This is a genomic window from Microcoleus sp. A2-C3, from assembly GCF_036706065.1.
Lineage (GTDB): Bacteria > Cyanobacteriota > Cyanobacteriia > Cyanobacteriales > Microcoleaceae > Microcoleus.
This window is the reverse complement of the sequence record NZ_JAUBVX010000020.1, coordinates 1-18,599: the sequence shown is the minus strand read 5'-3', so window position 1 is coordinate 18,599 and position 18,599 is coordinate 1. Positions and strand designations below refer to the sequence as shown.

Here is an 18,599-nt window from a genome sequence, read left to right as displayed (position 1 = left end):
TACCTAAAAGGAGAACAAAAAATGGACACACCTACAGATCGCGAACAAGAACCAGTCGGGACAAGAGAACTCGAATCAATACCTGTATCTGGAACAGTTTCGGGCCAAAAAGCTACTGATGTTAACTTTGAAACGACTCCTTTAGAAACGCCTGCTTATACTCAGGACAAAGTTAGCGTTGAGGAGTTGAAGATTAACGGCGAGGATTTGGTTGCTAAAGTTAAAGAGTTGATTCACGAAGGCAATATCCGCCGCATCATTATCAAAAATGAAGAAGGACGGATCTTGGTAGAAGTTCCTCTGACGGTGGGAGTAGTCGGCGGAGTGATCGGTGCGGCTTTGTTTCCAGTGATTGCAGCAGTAGGCGCGATCGGTGCATTAGTCGCTCACATGACCATCATCATTGAAAGAAAAGATTAAAAAACCTCAGTTGTCAGTAATGCTGATGTCCGGTTAATTTCCTGCAATAAAGCTTGTTGGTAGTGAGTACGATCGTACTCTCTTGATGGATGAGAAAAAACTTGCCTTTATTGCTGCTAAAAACTTAATTGTGGTTATCTAACCGGACTTAAACAAATTTCAAGCCCAAACTGGCTTGATAAATAGATGGCTAGTAACTGTTACTATTCCCTTCTTTTTTTGCCCGATTTCTCTGATGTATTGTCTTCCCACTCCGGCAGTAAAGTTGCCACTTTTAAGGGTGCCATGAATTATCTCTGATCAGGCTAAATCCTCGACTAATCTTGCTTTGGTGACACTGATTCATTACCTCCAGCCGACATTGATTCATTTCACTAAATGACCAAGGCGCTGCCGTTAAAAAATGGTGTAATTTGCGGTAAGTTACTCCGACGGCTTTTCCAGCCATCTGCGACAGTTTTTTTCGCTTATTTTTTCTCAATACTCCGCCTAAATAGTTCCTAAACTCCCGTTTTTGGGCTTGATGACCACAGATATCGTCAAATCTTTGACAAAATTGATCAAAGCAGGGGGCACCGCGGCAGGGGTTGTCTCTTTCATTGCTCATTTTTTAAGCTTATATGCTTGCAGAGCAAGCATTATAAATAACTCAATTAGCCCGTATTCTTTTGTTCAAGTCCGGCTAATTCTATTCCTTTGGGGACTCCGACAATCACTCTAGGGGTAGAGCCTGGTTACTACCTTGGCGAGTTAGATTGGATACAAATGAAGGAAAAACCAAAAGTTCTCTAAACTCCCTAAGCTGAAAGCTGTTAAGCATTTAAACTGGTATGAGCCAAACACCCAACGCTTACACCTGATTCTTGACAGTGAATCGGAATAAGTGGTTTAAATGCTGAACAGGAGATGCTCAAGTTTTCAAACATAAGCATCTCCTACAGACAAATATTTTTTGAATAGTTGTGACGAAGATAATTGTCAGGAACTCAGGGCTAAAGCCACTGAGCTTGTAAGACGAAAGTTGAAGCAAGCTATTCTGACCAGCCTAAGTCTTAACTGACTACGTTATCTGGGTCACGATACCGGAGAATGCGACGCTAGTTTTCCGCCCTATCGCTAGTGGTTAAACAGTCTTAAAGTCACTGAGACAGTGCTACTAGCCCCTAACAAGCCCTAATAACATTGGCGAAGCGAACATCACCCCGCAAGGGAGAGGTAGAAATGCCAAACATTATGCGTACAGGATTGCAAGGCTTGAGATGGTAATTGTCCCATCGAAAGTACACCACAAAAGTACACTCCCGCTAAGCAATCCCAAGGCGGTAATGGAAAGATTCAAGGCGGTTTAAACCGCCGGTTGTTTTCCTCTCAGGACTAAAGTCTCTGAGTTTCCCACTTACCGAGTTTTTTTATGAAACCTAACGAAGAAAATAGCTCTAACCGTGAAATTCATCAAGAAGTTCACACCGATGCAACTAACGGTCATGTCAGTACAACACGAACTACTACAAGTGTTCCGAGTACAACGGGGAAGGCTTCTAAAGAAGCAGCTCATGATCAAGGTTATGTACAGGGTCAAATCGCGGAAAACCACCGCCAAGCTGGAGTCCAAGAAGTCCGCGATAATGAGAATGCAGGTCGCGGGTTACTGTTAGGGATTCTTCTTGCTTCTTTGGCAGGCTTAGTTCTGGGCAGTGTATATTACTTCAATCGGGGTGAGGAGGCTCCTACTCCTACTCCTGCTCCTGTGATTGTTGTACCGAAAGCGAATCAGCCTTCAGCAACACCTGCTCCGACTCGGATTATAGAGAGAGAAAAAACGATCATTGAAAAGAGTGTTCCGGTTCCGGTTGAACCATCTCCAGTTCAAAAGGCTACGCCTGCTCCTCAACCAAGTCCAGCTCAAAACGCAACTCCGACTCCTCAAGCAAATCCGGCTCCCAATACCAATATTACGGCTCCAAATTCACAGCAGCAAGATGCACCCGCTCAGCAAGCAGCGCCGTCTCCATCTTCGCCCTCAAATAATACTAATACTACGGTTCCGAATTCGCAGAAGGAGCCAGCTTCCACTCCAGCAACTCCAGCACCTGAGAGTTCAGCTACTCCATCTCCAACTCCAAATGATGGCGCTTCTGGAGCAGGTACCAGCGGCAAAACTAATACCGAAAGCCAGACCGATTCTAATCCTACGGGTACTGCTGCACCTGATAGCAACTCCGGCGCAGAGGGTGCGGCTGGTTCACAGAAATAGAAGTTGGATGTCGAATTAGTCCTTCTGGGGTTCAAACCCCAGACTCATAGCTAAAGTCCTTTGAATAGGACTTTTTTTTATGGTTTAAACTGAGATATTGCACCATTGTCAATCAGCCTGCTATGGGCGGGATCTCCTGCCCAACCCCTACTCCCCACAAGAAAACTTATTCTTTGTGGAACAGGCCCGAAAGCCTGTTAAGCGAGAATGATACAACATCTCAGACTAACCGGACATCGTGGCTGAACTCAAGGAACCAGGTTTGTGCAATGGAAAACTTTTTAAGATTCTGCCAACCTATGCTAAGAAACAGCTTGGTGAGCTAACTTAACTTTTCCTAAAGCCATCTTCCTGCTGTCAAAGAGTTTCATAACTCCCGAAGAGATGGTTTCGATGACATCAGGAGCGCAGTAAGACAGAAACTCTTCCGACGAAATACGCTCTGCAAAAAAGTCTTGAGCTTTCTTCAGGAAATTTTCAGTTTCAGCAAAGCCGATAGATTTGATAATAAAGGTAGCTACGGGCGAGTTTTTAATATCATAGGGAGATTCTTGATTGCGTCCTATTGCTAACAAATCTAAAACCTCTTTTTCCAACTGACTTTCTAAGGGGTAGGCGATTGGTCGGTTGGGCAAATAATCCTCTAAAACTGATGTTTTAAATCCTGGTGCGCGCAATTCTCCCATCATTGTTGAAAGGGGAATGTCGCGGCCCAAACGGTAGGAAAGAGCTTCTAAGATGGCGATGGTAATTAGTTTTATTCCTAGATAAAGTTTGGCAGCGGCGATATTTTTTCGTGTTTGGGCAATCATGTAAGTGTAGGTTTCATCGTCCGGCTCTTGCATAAATTGCTGGAAAACCAGTTCTGGTTTGAGGAAGTTTAAAAATCCTTCCATTTTTTGCAGAGATTTGCGGTATCCGCCAACAGTATAGGAATTGACATTGCTCAATTCGTGATTAGTTTCCGGCATCAAGTTCCAGGTATTGTCTAAGAAATTAGAGGAATTTGGAGAGGCAAAATTCTCTACATCCCGATTTGATAGCCTCACAGAACGCTTGACAATTTCTACAGTTTCGGCATCAGTCCATCCAAAATCAAAATCGCGATTTACATTTACTAACCGCTGGTACAAAAGTTCGATCGCACTGAAGCCGGAGGGCGAAAGCGGACGAAAAGGAATAGTAGCTTCGATGCAGGCGGAGATTTCGGCGATCGTACTAGCTGGCAAAAAAGGCTCTAAAGATTTGGCAGCAATCACGGCGCTCAAAAATTCGTTTTGACCGGCAAAGGGAGAGAGAGTTTTACCGGGAACAAACCCAAAGACACTGGCCACAAGGTGATACATGGTATCGTCGGGCAGTTCGGTTTCATCTCTAATCACTAACTGCGATCGCACTTCTTTGACAAAAGGACAAAGGGCGCTGCTGATATTGAAACTTACGCCCTGATCGACTTGCACGTACACAAGGTCGTGAAATAGCGCAGCCAGCACCTCGATCGGATCGACTGACCCCCCGACCTCAAAAATGTGTTCCGACGTGTGAAAGTAGCGCCAAGGCCCTCTCATCGTTTGAATGATTAACTCAGCTATCTGTTCGAGCTTCGGAATGTCTGCTCGACCTCCCAATTGCTCGATCGACGCTACCAAAGCATCCAGACACCGTTTTTGTTCTCCGAAAAGCTCCATTTACGCACCTCCACTACATTCCCTGATCGTCTTGGACTTGATTGCATGGTATCAAAAGGTGCTGCGATCGTGCCATCACTCCTGACTCAAAAATTGCAGATAGTGAGCAGTACGATCGGGGGGGAAGATAGGAAGAGAGGGAGAGACCGATTGGGGAGAATTCAGAATTAAAAATTTGTGGCGATTCCCGCAACAAAAGCAATTTGTATCATCAATAACAGTAGATTCTAGCGGTTAGTCAAGAACCGCAAGCTGGCTAAATCTCAAAAAAAACGATTTCTCGGATCAACAGGGGTCGATCGGCTCCTGGGCAAGCAGAAACCGAGTTCTTAGCCCCCGCACGCTTTCCCCAGATAGATTTTCAGCTTTTAGAGAGATGTAAAAAGTCGATCGATCGCTGCACTATGATTAACAAGGAACTGAGCAATTTGGGAGACTAGGCGGCGTGAAATTCGTGTCCGATCCGCGGATAATAGTCAAAATCCGCAAAATGAACGAGCGGGTGCGGTGGCAAGAACAGGCGATCGTCGATCGGGGAATCGACCAAACTCGGATGGTTTTGGACGATCGAACAACAGACTCCCCAGAGTTTTCGTTTTTAGTTCTAGGCGACAGCGGCACGGGCAACCACCGCGGCCACAACCCCCAGCGGCAAATTGCCGAACAAATGCTCTCGCAGCGGGAAACTTGCCGTTTCGCACTCCACACAGGGGATGTAGTTTATCTAGTAGGTTCCAGCGAATACTACTTGCAAAACTTTATTCGCCCCTACCGAGAATTTATCGTCGGTGGCGAACATCCTTCTCGGATTGCTTACGATCGCATGGTGTTCAATTTTCCGTTTTTGCCAGTACCAGGAAACCACGACTATTACGACTTGCCCATAGTCTACGGCTTGCTGTCGGCAACAGCGTATCCGCTGCGGAAGCTGTTGGGTTCCAAATTGGATCTCGATGTTGGCTGGCACGGTTCCGATCGCGGAAATGCCTATGCTAAAGCATTTCTCGACTACCTGAAAGCTCACAAATTGCCGGGAGAACTCGATCGCCACCTAGACGCGCACTACACCGCCAGCACCAGCACAGGCCGCTGCATCCGCTACCAACCCGGACGCTTTACCCGCTTACCAAACCGCTATTACACGTTCCGCAGCGGCGGCATCGACTTCTTCGCCCTCGACTCCAATACTTTCAACGAACCCTTACCGATCCCGAAAACCAAACAGGGCGACATTCGCCGCCAAAATTTAGAAATCGAGCGCCAGCAGTTGGAACAAGAAAAATTGGCAATGCTCGAAATGTGCGATCGGCTAAACCCCGAAATTCCTTCAGAAGCCGAACAGCTAGACGACTTGGCCGCCAAATTAGAGCAACTTGACGAAATCCTGATTGATATTGACAAACAACTGTCCCCCGACAAAACAGCCACCGACGTGGAACAGCTCGAATGGCTCAAACAAAGGCTGATTGCATCTTGGCGTGATTCTGAGGTGCGTGGGCGAGTAATTTACTTGCACCATCCCCCCTACGTGACCGAGGCGACAAAGTGGAATCAAGCTCAAACTTTGGCGGTGCGGTTGCGTTTGCGCGAGGTACTCGACGCGGTGGCTGATGCAGTTGAGAAAGAGGCGGGCGGGCGTGCCCTAGTAGATTTAGTGCTAACGGGCCACGCCCACTGTTTGGAACACCTGAAGACTGGGGATACTGGACATGGCGACTCCGGCATTAATTGGATTGTTTGCGGGGGAAGCGGTCACAGCCTGCGCCGCCAGCGCCCAGAAGGCCCGGTGTTGGAGGAACCATCAACTCCTGAAGCTTATCGATTGGGGCGCGAACTGGGTGTCAAAACAGCCGGCCGGCGGGTAGCGGAATCTTTGCTATTTGTCGGCCGCAGCGGTCAAGGTTCCCACAAACGCCGTCCTTATTCGTGTTTGCGGATTGATGTTCTTGACGGGACTCCCCCCAAGTTCCGAGTCACACCTTTGGTTGTCGAACGATTTGAGGGGAAATGGCAGGAAATCGCGATCGAACCTTTTGTGATTTAACGAATGAGATTGCCGTCAGGATGGGGTTTTGCCGAAGCAAACGGCTTAATTCCTTAGTTTGAAACTCTAAAGATTCTGTCTCAAACGCGGAAATCTTCAATTTTTGCACTCAACTTAATTCAGGAGAAAAATTCAATGATTGCTAACTTAACCGCTACCGGCTGGGAAATTATTTATCACCGCGCCCATGCTTTGCTGGCCGCCCAACTGGGCGGACAGTGGAAGCGCTCGAAATCTCCGGTTCGCCTCTACGAAACCATAGCCGCGATTTCTCACCACGACGATTTAGAGAAAGAGTGGGAAGAACATATCTTGACTGAAGCGGGCGCGCCCTTAGATTTTACCTTGAGCACGGAAACTTCTGTGCCCAAAATGCGAGGATTGACGGAGAATTCCCTATATCGCGGGCGGTGGGTAGCAATGCTGATTTCTATGCACATGAGCTATCTGAACGAAGGAAAGCGGGGAGAGTCGAAGGAGCTCGACGAATTTTTGGACGAACAACTGGCCAACCAAAAAAAGTGGCGCGAGGAGATGAAGATTTCTAAGGAAGAGGCCCAATCAGCTTATGCTTTTTTCCAGTGGTGCGATCGGCTATCATTAATTCTTTGCAGCGGCGAGTTACCCGCCGGAGAACGGGCTTTAGAAATTAGTGTCGGCCCCGACGGAAAGCGCTACGATATTCTACAGCACAGCAACGAACTGGTGACTGTAACTCCTTGGCCTTTTGAAGACGATAAATTTACTGTCAACGTGGAAGCGTGCCATTTGGATAAAGTCAAGTTCGACAGCAACCAGGAAATCAAGGAAGCGCTGCAAAACGCTCCGAAAAAAATGTTAGAGTGGACTTTTGTTAAGTCTTAATTAAACCAAATAGCAGAAATACTGCACTGTTCCCGGTTCGCAGTGAGGACTTCAGTCCTTAGAAAAATAAGGACTGAAGTCCTCACTACAAACCAAATTGATTGTTGTCGATCGACCAGACGTAATTTCACCAATTACCAATTATCAAATACCAATTACCAATCACCAATCACCAATTACTACCTATGAAACGTTCAGCGTGCCTAATTTTTAATCCCGTCGCCGGCAACAGCAACCCAGAGCAAGACTTAGCTAGAATCCGGGAACTTTTAGAGCCGTTTATTGACTTAGATATTCGGTTGACAACCCCAGAAATAGACGCAGATCAACTCGCCCACGAAGCAGTTGCTAGAGGAGTTGAGGCAATTATTGCTTCCGGGGGCGACGGCACATTATCAGCGGTTGCTGGTGCGATTGTCAGCACAAATATTCCTTTAGGAATTATTTCGCGGGGAACTGCGAATGCTTTTGCGAATGCTTTAGAGATTCCCAATACAATTGAAACCGCCTGCGCAAATATTTTGGGAGGATTGACGCGGGTGGTGGATGCGGCGATTTGCAACGGTGAAATGCCGATGGTTTTGCTAGCGGGAGTGGGTTTTGAGGCGGAAACTGTCGAATTAGCCGATCGCGACATGAAGACTCGCTGGGGAATGCTGGCGTACATTCTGTCAGGAATTCAACAGTTAAACAATTTAGAAAGATTTGAAGCCGAAATCGAAACCGAAGATAAAATTATCACCCTTACTGCTGTGGCTGTGACAGTAGCTAATGCAGCGCCGCCTACTTCCATTTTAGCACAAGGGCCGGCGGGGATTATTTTTGATGACGGCTTGCTGGACGTGACACTGGTTGCACCTCAGAATAAAGCTGGGGCGATCGCAGCCTCTTATCACCTATTACAAACAGCTTTGAGTGGCAATCCTACCGATAGCGACGATATCGGTTATTTGCGCGCCAAAAAAGTAAAAATCACTGCCGATCCTGCTCAAAAAGTGGTGGTAGATGGGGAACTATTCGGCATGACTCCACTCTCTATTGAGTGCATTCCGGGAGCTTTAACTATTTTTGTACCGCGAGTTGAAGTAGAGCCACTGGTGGAAAAACTCACAGGTTTAGGGGACATCGAAGTTACAATGAAACCCTTAACTTAAAGTTTTCTGTGGCACAAAAGACTTCTTGCAAAAATAGGTAGGAACAGGCAAGATGCCCGTTCCACAGAAAAAATAATTTTGTGGAACGGGCATCTTGCCCGTTCCAACATTTGATTTAAAGGACTTTTGCAAGAGATATAAACAACCAGAAAGACCGCCCGCGCGGTCTTTTCTTTTTATGCCTCTAAGATTTGGCGAATGCGGCGCTCCAAACGTTCGAGATCAAGTCCACCTTCATCGCGGCTGATGCGGCGCACGGTGACGTTAACGTTGCTCAAATCTGCCAGCAAATCTTGGAGGATTTCTTGTTGCTGGCGAGCTTGAGTTATTTCGCGCGGTTCTTGCACCAAATCGCGAACGATCGTATCTTCTGCGCGCGAAGCAACGATCGGGTCTGCTTCGCCGTCTACGTGCACGAACGTGCGCCGACCAGGGCCCCGTTCTTCTTCTATTGGGATTACTGCTGTTACGCGATCGGAGCGTACATATTTACCAAATCCGAGGTGGACTAGCACTGATGATTGTATTTTCATAGGTAGCAAATTTTATTTGTTGGTTATCTATATTTTAACTTTTATAACTATGATATAACAACTAATATTATAGATAATTTTACTACGATATATGTCGGTTGTTTCTCTGTTTTATAGTTGTTAAATTGAGTAAAAAATGCTAATATTTAATATAAGATCTCAACAGTATCATATCCATTTCGGTTGGATAGGAATTATTTAACCACAGAGAGCGCAGAGAACACAGAGAAAGATCGGAGAGATGAATAATTCCGATGTTAACAGGTTTGATATCATTCAATATCTGGGTTAAATCAAATAACTAAATAAAATATGATTCCACAGTCCTCTTGAGAGAACTTTCGCTATGAGACAGGGGTTTCAACCCCTGTCGGACTATCGGAATATGGCAAATCTCGGACTGTCGGTGCGCGACAGTTGGCTAATGCGTTAACATAGAATGAAAGCAATTTGCGATTTTGAGATTCGAGAATGATTCCCACGGAAAAACAGGAAAGCCTAAATCATGCTAATTAGTCTCGACTTAGTTATCAGCCTCCTGACGGCAATTCCCTTCGGCACTATCAAAGACAAGTTTCAGCGCAACGAAACTGTTATCAAATTATTAAAAAGATTTAACCTCGACCCCGATTCTCCGCCAGCAGATTTCGCGGGAGTCTATGTTTATACTTTAGTAGAATACGGCGCTGGCAAACCCAAGCAGATTTTAGAACTGTTTCGCCAAAAAGAGATTGAATCAGCATTTCGCAAAGCTTTCGAGTCCGATAGCCCAGCTATTTTAATTAAAGCTGGCGATGACTATCTGAATGAGAGTGCTTTAGGTAAAGAACTTCGAGATTTAGGGATTGACCCCAAACGGGAATTCATGGCATTTGCCGCCGTGTTTATGGAAGTAGCAAAGCGGACGCGGACGCTGGGAGATGTGATGGTGGGAAATGCGATCGCCTCTTTGCAAAAACGCCTATCTATGGTACTCGATCGCATCGAACGCCTCCCCACTATCGAAGGAATCCGCACCGAATTTGCACGGCTAGAAGCTGAAGATTATCCCGCACTTCCCGCAGCCGAATCAAGCAATATTCAAAAGTCTAAAGTTTTTATTTTATCGCAACAAGTTCGAGGTTGGTTTGAAACATTAAATTATCAATTTGAGAAATATGAAATTTGGGAAGATAACTATTTTGAATGGATTATCAATGTTCCCGTCAGACGCAAAAAGTACGATCGCATTTTAGTGCGCGGAATTGCCGGAGAAGCGGGACTCAGGGATATCTTAGCCCTGCGCGAGTCTGTGGAAAAACAGCGCACCGATGAAGGCTGGTTAGTCACCGCCCGCCGCATCAGTCGCGCCGCGCGGGATGAAGTAGAAAAAGATGAAAATCGCGATTTAGCTTGTTATACCTTTGATGAATTGCTGGATCAAGATGCCGATTTTACCTCTTATCTGAATTGGCTAGAAACTGAAATCACCAGCCGAGGAATTGATACCAAATATGTACCGCTAGCCTGTACGAAAGAAGAAATTGATCCCGATACTCAGCGCAAGATAGGCGTGAGTCATTATGGCGGGCGAGATGGCTGGATCGAAGGTTATATTGACCTATGGTTAGATGACCCCGTAAAAGAACATATTTCAGTTTTAGGAGAATTTGGAACCGGGAAAAGTTGGTTTGCGATGCACTATGCTTGGATGGCGCTGCAACGCTACAAAAAAGCTCAAAAAAGCGGCTTAGAACGTCCGCGTTTGCCGTTAGTAATTCCGCTGCGAGATTACGCTAAAGCCGTTAGTGTTGAGTCGCTGTTTTCCGAGTTTTTCTTTCGGAAGCACGAGATACCTTTGGCGGGTTATTCGGCCTTTGAACAACTGAATCGCATGGGCAAATTTCTGTTGATTTTCGATGGTTTTGATGAAATGGCCGCTAAGTGCGATCGGCAAGAAACCATCAATAACTTCTGGGAACTAGCAAAAGCCGTGGTTCCCGGCGCAAAAGTCATCCTGACTTGCCGTACCGAACACTTTCCTGAAGCCAAGGAAGGACGGGCATTGTTAAATGCCGAACTGCAAGCATCAACAAATATTGTAACAGGCGAAACTCCCCAATTTGAAGTATTAGAATTACAGAAATTTAGCGACGAGCAAATTGGTCAAGCACTGTCATTTCAAGCAGAAGCGGCGACAGTCAAAAAAGTCATGGGAAACCCGCAGTTATTGGATTTAGCGCGTCGCCCGGTGATGACCGAGTTAATTTTGGAAGCATTGCCCGATATTGAAGCAGGAAAACCAGTGGATATGTCGCGGATTTATCTGTATGCGGTGCGGCGGAAGATAGAGAGAGATATCAAAGCTGAACGGACTTTTACTTCGTTAGCAGATAAGCTTTACTTTTTGTGCGAACTGTCTTGGGAAATGCTGTCAACCAACCAAATGAGTATCAATTATCGCGGTTTTCCCGATCGCATTCGCAGCTTGTTTGGTTCCATCGTGCAAGAGGAAAAAGACTTAGACCACTGGCACTACGACATGATGAGTCAAACGATGCTGATTCGCAATGCCGATGGCGATTATACTCCGGCGCATCGTTCGTTATTAGAGTTTTTTGTCGCTTACAAATTTGCGGCGGAATTGGGAGTTTTGGCGGCAGATTTTGCCGAATTAGTTGCGCCGGAACAGTCTTGTGTAAATCCTGATGTTGAGGCTCAATCATACACCTGGTCTAATTATTGTCGGCTTCAAGCCCAGAAGAGAAATCAGAACGAACTTATCGCGCCTTTGAAGGGATTTGTGGCTGAAGATTTAGGTCAACTTCTTCAAAGTTTCGGACACGCGCCGCTGACAAAAGCAGTGATGGATTTGTTGTTGCCGATGGTAGGGGCGGTGCCCTCGTGCAGGCCCTGCCTCGATGTAGCGGCAGCTACGGAGGAATTATTGGAAATTCTGGAAGCAACGCGGGGAAAAACTGAAAGTGAGGTAGGTTATGTGGGAGGGAATGCGGCGACGCTGCTGTTGAAAAAGGACAAGACTGCTTTAGAAGGTAAAGACCTCTCCAGTGCAGTTATTTTAGGTGCTGATTTTACAAATGCGACGCTGCGCCACGTCAATTTTGCTGAAGCGAATTTGGCTAATTCTATTTTTACTAAAATCTTCGGCAGTGTTAGATCAGTAATATTTAGTCCTGATGGAAAACTGTTAGCTACAGGTGATAGTGATGGCGTAGTTCGTTTGTGGGAAGCTAGCAGTAGCAGAGAAATATTGACCTGTAAAGGACATACCAACGTAGTGGAGTCCGTCGCTTTCAGTCCTGACGGTAAAATCCTTGCTAGCGGGAGTTATGAAAATACAATCAAGTTATGGGATGTCAAGACTGGTGAATGTTTAAAAGTTTTGCAGGGACATACCGGATCGGTAATGTCTGTCACCTTCAATCCTGATGGAAATATACTCGCTAGCGGGAGTTTCGATCGCACGATAAGGTTATGGGATATCCGCACGGGTAAATGCCTCAAAACTTTGCAAAACCATACTAAAGTTGTATTTTCACTGGCTTTCCATCCTGCTGGTGAAATACTTGCTAGTGGAAGCGGCGACAAAACAGTGAGGCTGTGGAATATCGGTACTGGTGAATGTGTCAAAAGTTTGCAAGGTCATACTAAAAACGTGTTTTCAGTGGCTTTCAATTCTGCTGGTGAGATGCTGGCTAGTGGAAGCGCCGACAAAACAGTGAGGCTGTGGAATATCGGTACTGGTGAATGTCTCAAAACTTTGGAGGGACATTTGGGTCAAGTACGGTCAGTAGCCTTCAGTCCAAATGACGAAATACTCGCAAGTGGAAGTTACGATCAAACAGCGAAACTGTGGGATATTCGCACTGGTGAATGCTTGAATACTTTGCAAGGCCATTGTAATCAAGTAGGGTCAGTAGCTTTCCATCCTGCTGGTGAAATACTTGTTAGTGGTAGTTACGACCAAACGCTGAGGCTGTGGGATGTCAACACTGGTGAATGCTTGAATACGCTGCAAGGGCATAGCACTCAAGTAAGGTCAGTAGCCTTCAGTCCAAACGGTGAAATTCTTGCCAGCGGCGATGACGAACAAACAGTCAGGCTGTGGGATGTCAACACTGGTGAATGCCTCCAAATCTTGCAGGGTCATCTCGATCGGGTACATTTAGTTGCCTTCCATCCAAACGGTGAAATACTTGCTAGCGGTAGTTATGACCAAACGCTGAGGCTGTGGGATGTCAACACTGGTGAATGCCTCAATATTTTGCTAGAGAGTGGAAAAGAAGTACGGTCGATCGCCTTTAGTCCTTCGGGTGAAAGACTTGCCAGTGGTAGTTATGACCAAACGGTGAGGCTGTGGGATGTCAACACTGGTGAATGCCTCAAAACCTGTCAGGGGCATAACAGTTCATTATACTCGGTTGCCTTCAGTCCTTTGGGCGAGATATTTGCCAGTACAGGTTATGACGGAACGGTGAGGCTGTGGGATATCCATACTGGTGAATGCCTCCAAATCTTGCAGGGGCATACCGGTTGGGCACGCGCGATCGCCTTTAGCCAGAACGGTGAAATACTTGCCAGTGGAAGTGTGGATCAAACAGTAAGACTATGGGATATCAACAGCGGTGAATGCCTCAATGTTTTTCACGGGCATACTGATTGGATACGTTCAGTTGCCTTTAGTTATTCGGGTGAGTTCGTTGCTAGTGGAAGTGTCGATAAAACGGTAAGATTATGGAATATTCGTACAGGTGAATGTCTAAAATTTTTGCAATGTCATACCAGTAGAATTAACTCATTTGCCTTCAGTCATGATGGTAAATTGATTGCTACTTGCAGTCGGGATGGCACAATTATGATTTGGGAGATTGAGACCGGTGAGTGCCTCAAAACACTCAAAAGTGACCGACCTTATGAAAACATGAATATTACTGGGGTTACTGGTTTAACGGAAGTTGAGAAAGCCACCCTCAAAGCTTTAGGGGCTGTTGAAAATTAATCATCGCCAAGGCTATCACTCCACCAAGTCCGACAGGGAATGAATTCCCTGTCTAATAGCGAAAGTCCTCTGAAGAGGACTAAAGAATTAATTAGTCCTCTTCAGAGGACTTTCGCTTTGAGGCAGGGGTTTCAACCCTTGCCGGACTGCGGATTTACCCTCAATCTCAATCTATATCATCGCATTCATACGATAATCTAATACAAAAAATCCTACAACTTATCCGATCGCAAATTCACTAAATTTTCGCATCATCGGCGCGTCAAACCCAAGTACAATATCTTCTTTGGGAACTCCCAACTCAACCAGTTCGTTAGCAATACCCACCTCAGTCCCATCCTGCTGAATCCAGATTTTATTGTCCATAATATCCAGGTGCAACACCGGGCCATAAACTCGCCGCTGATTGCGCCAACCCACATAGATTAATTGATAATGATCGCGCTCAACATCAAAGATAGTTTGAGCCTGAATGCGCTCATCCCAAACAAGACTAGCGTGTTGGGAGAGCAGATTTTGGATGTGCTGCCGATAAAGGTCTAAATTTGCCATTGTGCTATCGCCTCCTGTTCTATATCATAGACGATTAAATGAATTTGATTTTGTTTAACTAAAGACTGAATAAACCCCATTGTAAAAAAGCTATCGTAGACATTTCCTGGTACTGCTAGGTATAAAATACGCTCATTTTCTTGTTTTTGTAAAGCTGCTCGATAACTAATGAATTGCCCTAAAGCTGTATAAAATTGCGAGATTTTAGATGGGCCAGTAAAGCTTTTGATTTCAACAGCGATTTTCTGTCCATCTTTTTCGGCGGCAACCACCTTTTCGGCACCCAAGTCGATGTAAAGTTCGAGAGTTCCTGCCTGTAACGTGTATGGATCGTGAGTAATCTGCCATCCATCTTTCTGGAGAGCGATTTTAACGACTTCGTGAAAGGCATCTTTAGCAGGCATGGTTGTACTGACTCGTTGTTTTTAATATCTTGGGTAGTTGTTGTATTTTAAGTATATGCGCTATTCATCTAGAACATCACTGATTCACGGGTGGTCAGAAACCGGGTTTTTTCGAGAATACTTCGTTGAGGCCAGCAGAAACGGCTAAAAACCCGGTTTCTAATGTAGCCTACTGACTAAACTGTTGCGCGTAGTAGCCAGCGTATCGATCGCCCTTTTCGAGCAATTCCTCGTGCGTGCCCGATTCGACGATTCTGCCTTTTTCGAGAACTAAAATGCGATCGGCTCTGCGGACAGTAGCCAAGCGGTGAGCTATGATAAACACAGTGCGATCGCGCATCAATCTTTCCAGCGCTTCCTGCACTAAACCTTCAGATTCCGAATCCAGCGCCGATGTCGCTTCATCCAAAATCAATATTCTGGGAGCGAGCAGAACTGCACGGGCGATCGCAATTCTTTGTTTTTGTCCCCCAGATAAATTTACACCCCTTTCTCCTACCCAAGTTTGATAGCCGTCGGGAAACTCAGTAATGAATTGATGGGCGTTAGCAATTTCCGCAGCTTTCTGCACATCTTTTAGTTCGTAATAAGATTGACCAAAAGCGATATTTTGAGCAATTGTACCCGAAAATAAAATCGTTTCTTGCGGTACAATACCGATTTGCCGGCGCAGAGTATTTAAGGTGACATCTTGAATATCAATACCGTCAATTAAAATCTGTCCTGCTTGCGGATCGTAAAATCTCGGCAACAAATTTACTAAGGTAGTTTTCCCCGCACCGGATGCACCCACAAGGGCGATCATTTCTCCCGGAAGCACCAGCAAACTCATATTTTGCAAAATCGGTGTTTCCGAATTATAGGCAAAGTTAATGTTGCGGTATTCGACTTTACCTGTAACGCGCGGAAGTTCGATCGCCCCTGGCTTTTCGACAACTGCGGGTACAATGGCTAAAAGTTCAAAAATGCGATCGCTAGAAGCTTCTCCCTGCTTGAAATCGCCGTAATTTGCAGTTGTAATGGCGATCGGATCAATTAACAGCGCTACTCCGGCGATATAACTGATAAATTCAGTACCTGTGAGGTTTCCTTGAGAAATTTGCCAACCACCCAGGAAAAACAGCAAAATCACACTCATCGCTTCCAGAAAGCCAACTACCACGAACTGAAGTGCTTTTACTCTTTCCGACAAATACTTAGCGCGGCGGTTTTGTTCAGCTTCTTCCCCAAAGCGAGCAATTTCGTAATCTTCAGCCACAAACGCTTTAATTAAACGAATGCCGCTAAATACTTCTGTCAGCAAAGCTGATAAATCAGAAATGCGATTTTGACTTTGGCGCGAGTAACTCAGCAGTCTTTCGCCAAACCAGCCAATTAAAATAGCCATCAGCGGTGCAATAATTAATGCACCTAAAGTTAATTGCCAGTTGAGATAAATCATATATCCCAGGACGGCAATTAGCTGCAAAACACAAGGGATAAACTGATGAAAAAATTTATTTACAACTTCGCCAATGCGGTCAATATCTTCTGTGAGGCGGTAGGATAAGTCTCCGGTTTTGGCGGTTTCAAAGTAGCCGATATTGAGTTTTTGGAGGTGGGAGTAAACTTTTTTGCGGATTTCTAAAGCAATAGTCAAAGCTGCTTTTGCCATCAGCGTATCTTGACCGTACTGGGCTGTACCGCGAATCAGAAATATAACGGCGCTGAGTGCAGCAATTTGGGCGAATCCTTGTAAATCTCCTTTTCCTATAAATTTGGCTGTTTCGCCAACCAACCACGCGATAATTGGCCAAAATATGGTAAAGACTACGGTACAAGCTAGTGCTTTACCGATGGTTTGTTTTTGGGGACGGAGGTAGGGTAAGATTTGCCAGTATGTCGATCGAGTTTTCAAGATATTTTGCCCTCGCAAATTCTGTTTTGGGGATCTCTACAAGAATATTCAAACTTCGATCTCCCCTAACCCCCCTTAATAAGGGGGGACAAGATTATTATTCAAAGTCCCTCTTTTGAAGGGGGATTTAGGGGGATCTCTGCGTAAGTCATACAGATATCTGAGCCAAAATATGATAACAGCGATCGGGCAAATCGCCACAATCATTCTTGAGCGTCTGCATAAGTAGCCTGCACCTTAGCCCCGGCGACAACTGCGCCCCGAAATGTGGCTGACTGTCCTGGTGCAAGAGTAACAGGTTGAGTGTAGATAAATCCGTTGTCAATTAAATCACCTAACTCGTCCAAAACTTCATAATTGACTTTCACATTCTTGATTGTTTTACAGCCTTGATTGACCACTTGACCGCTAAAAAAGTTGCCGTCATAATTTGCCTGTGCAATTGACACTTTTGCCGCCATGTTGGCACCGGAAATGCAAGTTTGAGAAGTTCCAGAACTTGGCTGTTTCTGGCACAATCTTCCTAAGTCTACTATTTTGCCATCGGCAGTTTTCATGTAGCAAAATGGCTCATCAACTGGTGAGTTTTGAGCAACTGGATTTGTAGAGTCGGCAAGCAAAGGGCAAGCCGATATCAGCAAGATTAGCAAAGCTACTGTTAAATCTAAAAATTTCATGTTTTTTCTCAGACAAGACGGCGGTTGAAGCCGCACCTACAAAAATAAAGTCCGCCTCCGCAGACTGAAAAAAATAACGCAAAACGTACTTTAAACCGCCCACTCTTCAACCCGCGGAGGCGGGTGAGTGTTTGTATAGACGCGGTTTCAACCGTACGTCTGATCTTAGGGTATGTTATGATAAGATATCAAACTTTAGAAAGTAAAGTCATGGTCGCGACTCAAGATCACCCAAAACAAAAAACGGTAGCAATGACCGTAACTTGGGAGAAGTTGCCAGACGACTTCCAATTAGAAGAAAAACCAGTTGAGAATACAGGTCAACCGCTAATTGCCGGAGCACTGCGAGAGATCTTAGAACTAAGAGGATTAATCGGGCCACTAATGCTGATTGCTAGCAACTTTGGTATTTGCGCTACTGTTAACGGCGAGTTAGTTATCAAAGCACCAGATTGGGTTTATATACCTTCGGTACTACCCGCAGAATCGAGAAGAGACCCCAAAAGCTACACTCCAAACTTGGAAGGAGAAATCCCAACCATTGTTATGGAGTTTTTGTCTGAAACAGACGGCGAGGAATATTCTATTAGACGTACTTTTCCTCCCGGAAAGTGGTTTTTTTACGAACAAATTCTGCAAGTGCAAAATTACATCATTTTTGACCCGGAAAGTGGATTATTGGAGGTATATCGCTTGCAAAATGGCAATTACGAATTAGAATTTCCTGATGAGGAAGGTGGCCATTGGATAGCAGATTTTGGTTTGTATTTGGGAACTTGGCGGGGGGAAAAAGAACAGCGTACAGGCTATTGGTTGCGCTGGTGGGATGAAGCAGGAAATCTGCTTTTGTGGGGTGTAGAACAGATAACAGCGGAACGACAACGGGTCGAACTCGAACGCGAACGGGCCGATCGCGAATGCGAACGAGCCGATCGCCTTGCTGAATATTTACGCGCTCAGGGAATTAACCCGGACGAGATTGTTTGATAAATTGTCTGCGATATTTGTAGGGTGCGCTGCGGCGCACCTTACGTTATTATCACATAATTGGGTTTAAAACCCCGTCCTTCGCTCGACGGCTTTAATTGTAAACTTTAATTACACATTCACCAC

Annotated in this window: 13 protein-coding genes and 1 pseudogene; 7 read left to right on the top strand and 7 right to left on the bottom strand. The window is 45.4% G+C overall.

Going from position 1 to position 18,599, the window contains the following annotated elements; translation table 11 throughout:
- Positions 1 to 21: 21 nt before the first annotated feature.
- Positions 22 to 420, top strand: a complete 399-nt coding sequence (locus QUB66_RS13035) for a DUF4342 domain-containing protein (RefSeq protein ID WP_265234490.1) — start codon at positions 22 to 24, stop codon at positions 418 to 420.
- Between the two features lie 180 nt (positions 421 to 600).
- Here QUB66_RS13035 and QUB66_RS13030 read toward each other — a convergent pair.
- Positions 601 to 1,020: pseudogene (locus QUB66_RS13030) on the bottom strand (transposase); the annotation flags it as partial.
- Between the two features lie 811 nt (positions 1,021 to 1,831).
- Here QUB66_RS13030 and QUB66_RS13025 point away from each other — a divergent pair.
- A complete protein-coding gene (locus QUB66_RS13025; RefSeq protein ID WP_265234491.1) occupies positions 1,832 to 2,674 on the top strand; it encodes a hypothetical protein in 843 nt (280 codons plus the stop codon).
- A 302-nt stretch (positions 2,675 to 2,976) separates the two neighbouring features.
- On the opposite strand, the gene QUB66_RS13020 is transcribed toward QUB66_RS13025, so the two are convergent.
- Positions 2,977 to 4,362 carry a hypothetical protein gene (locus QUB66_RS13020; RefSeq protein WP_332968093.1) on the bottom strand — a complete coding sequence of 462 codons (1,386 nt, stop codon included), beginning with the start codon at positions 4,360 to 4,362 and terminating at the stop codon, positions 2,977 to 2,979.
- Between the two features lie 490 nt (positions 4,363 to 4,852).
- On the opposite strand from QUB66_RS13020, the gene QUB66_RS13015 reads away from it, so the two are divergent.
- The 3 genes from QUB66_RS13015 (at position 4,853) to QUB66_RS13005 (ending at position 8,424) form a co-directional block, all read left to right on the top strand.
- Positions 4,853 to 6,406, top strand: coding sequence for a metallophosphoesterase (locus tag QUB66_RS13015; RefSeq protein ID WP_321161581.1), 1,554 nt, complete (start codon positions 4,853 to 4,855; stop codon positions 6,404 to 6,406).
- A gap of 135 nt (positions 6,407 to 6,541) precedes the next feature.
- On the top strand, positions 6,542 to 7,270 hold the full coding sequence (locus QUB66_RS13010; RefSeq protein ID WP_265234494.1) for a DUF3891 family protein: 729 nt from the start codon (positions 6,542 to 6,544) through the stop codon (positions 7,268 to 7,270).
- Positions 7,271 to 7,455: 185 nt separating this feature from the next.
- Positions 7,456 to 8,424, top strand: a complete 969-nt coding sequence (locus tag QUB66_RS13005; protein ID WP_332968095.1) for a YegS/Rv2252/BmrU family lipid kinase — start codon at positions 7,456 to 7,458, stop codon at positions 8,422 to 8,424.
- A gap of 176 nt (positions 8,425 to 8,600) precedes the next feature.
- Here QUB66_RS13005 and QUB66_RS13000 read toward each other — a convergent pair whose 3' ends face one another.
- Positions 8,601 to 8,957: a hypothetical protein gene (locus tag QUB66_RS13000; protein WP_190740317.1), complete on the bottom strand. Its 357-nt coding sequence runs from the start codon at positions 8,955 to 8,957 to the stop codon at positions 8,601 to 8,603.
- A 505-nt stretch (positions 8,958 to 9,462) separates the two neighbouring features.
- On the opposite strand from QUB66_RS13000, the gene QUB66_RS12995 reads away from it, so the two are divergent.
- Positions 9,463 to 13,956 carry an NACHT domain-containing protein gene (locus tag QUB66_RS12995; protein WP_332968096.1) on the top strand — a complete coding sequence of 1,498 codons (4,494 nt, stop codon included), beginning with the start codon at positions 9,463 to 9,465 and terminating at the stop codon, positions 13,954 to 13,956.
- A 219-nt stretch (positions 13,957 to 14,175) separates the two neighbouring features.
- Here QUB66_RS12995 and QUB66_RS12990 read toward each other — a convergent pair whose 3' ends face one another.
- From QUB66_RS12990 to QUB66_RS12975, 4 genes are all read right to left on the bottom strand, one after another.
- Positions 14,176 to 14,508: a XisI protein gene (locus tag QUB66_RS12990; RefSeq protein WP_332968097.1), complete on the bottom strand. Its 333-nt coding sequence runs from the start codon at positions 14,506 to 14,508 to the stop codon at positions 14,176 to 14,178.
- Entirely contained in the window at positions 14,496 to 14,912 is a 417-nt protein-coding gene (locus QUB66_RS12985) for a XisH family protein (protein ID WP_332968098.1), read from the bottom strand. Before QUB66_RS12985 ends, QUB66_RS12990 begins: the two co-directional genes overlap by 13 nt.
- A gap of 169 nt (positions 14,913 to 15,081) precedes the next feature.
- Entirely contained in the window at positions 15,082 to 16,809 is a 1,728-nt protein-coding gene (locus QUB66_RS12980; protein WP_332968099.1) for an ABC transporter ATP-binding protein, read from the bottom strand.
- Positions 16,810 to 17,012: 203 nt separating this feature from the next.
- The gene (locus tag QUB66_RS12975; RefSeq protein ID WP_265234501.1) at positions 17,013 to 17,486 is read right to left on the bottom strand and encodes an FxLYD domain-containing protein; all 474 of its coding nucleotides are present in this window, start codon (positions 17,484 to 17,486) and stop codon (positions 17,013 to 17,015) included.
- A gap of 210 nt (positions 17,487 to 17,696) precedes the next feature.
- On the opposite strand from QUB66_RS12975, the gene QUB66_RS12970 reads away from it, so the two are divergent.
- Positions 17,697 to 18,473, top strand: a complete 777-nt coding sequence (locus QUB66_RS12970; protein ID WP_332968101.1) for a Uma2 family endonuclease — start codon at positions 17,697 to 17,699, stop codon at positions 18,471 to 18,473.
- Positions 18,474 to 18,599: the final 126 nt, after the last annotated feature.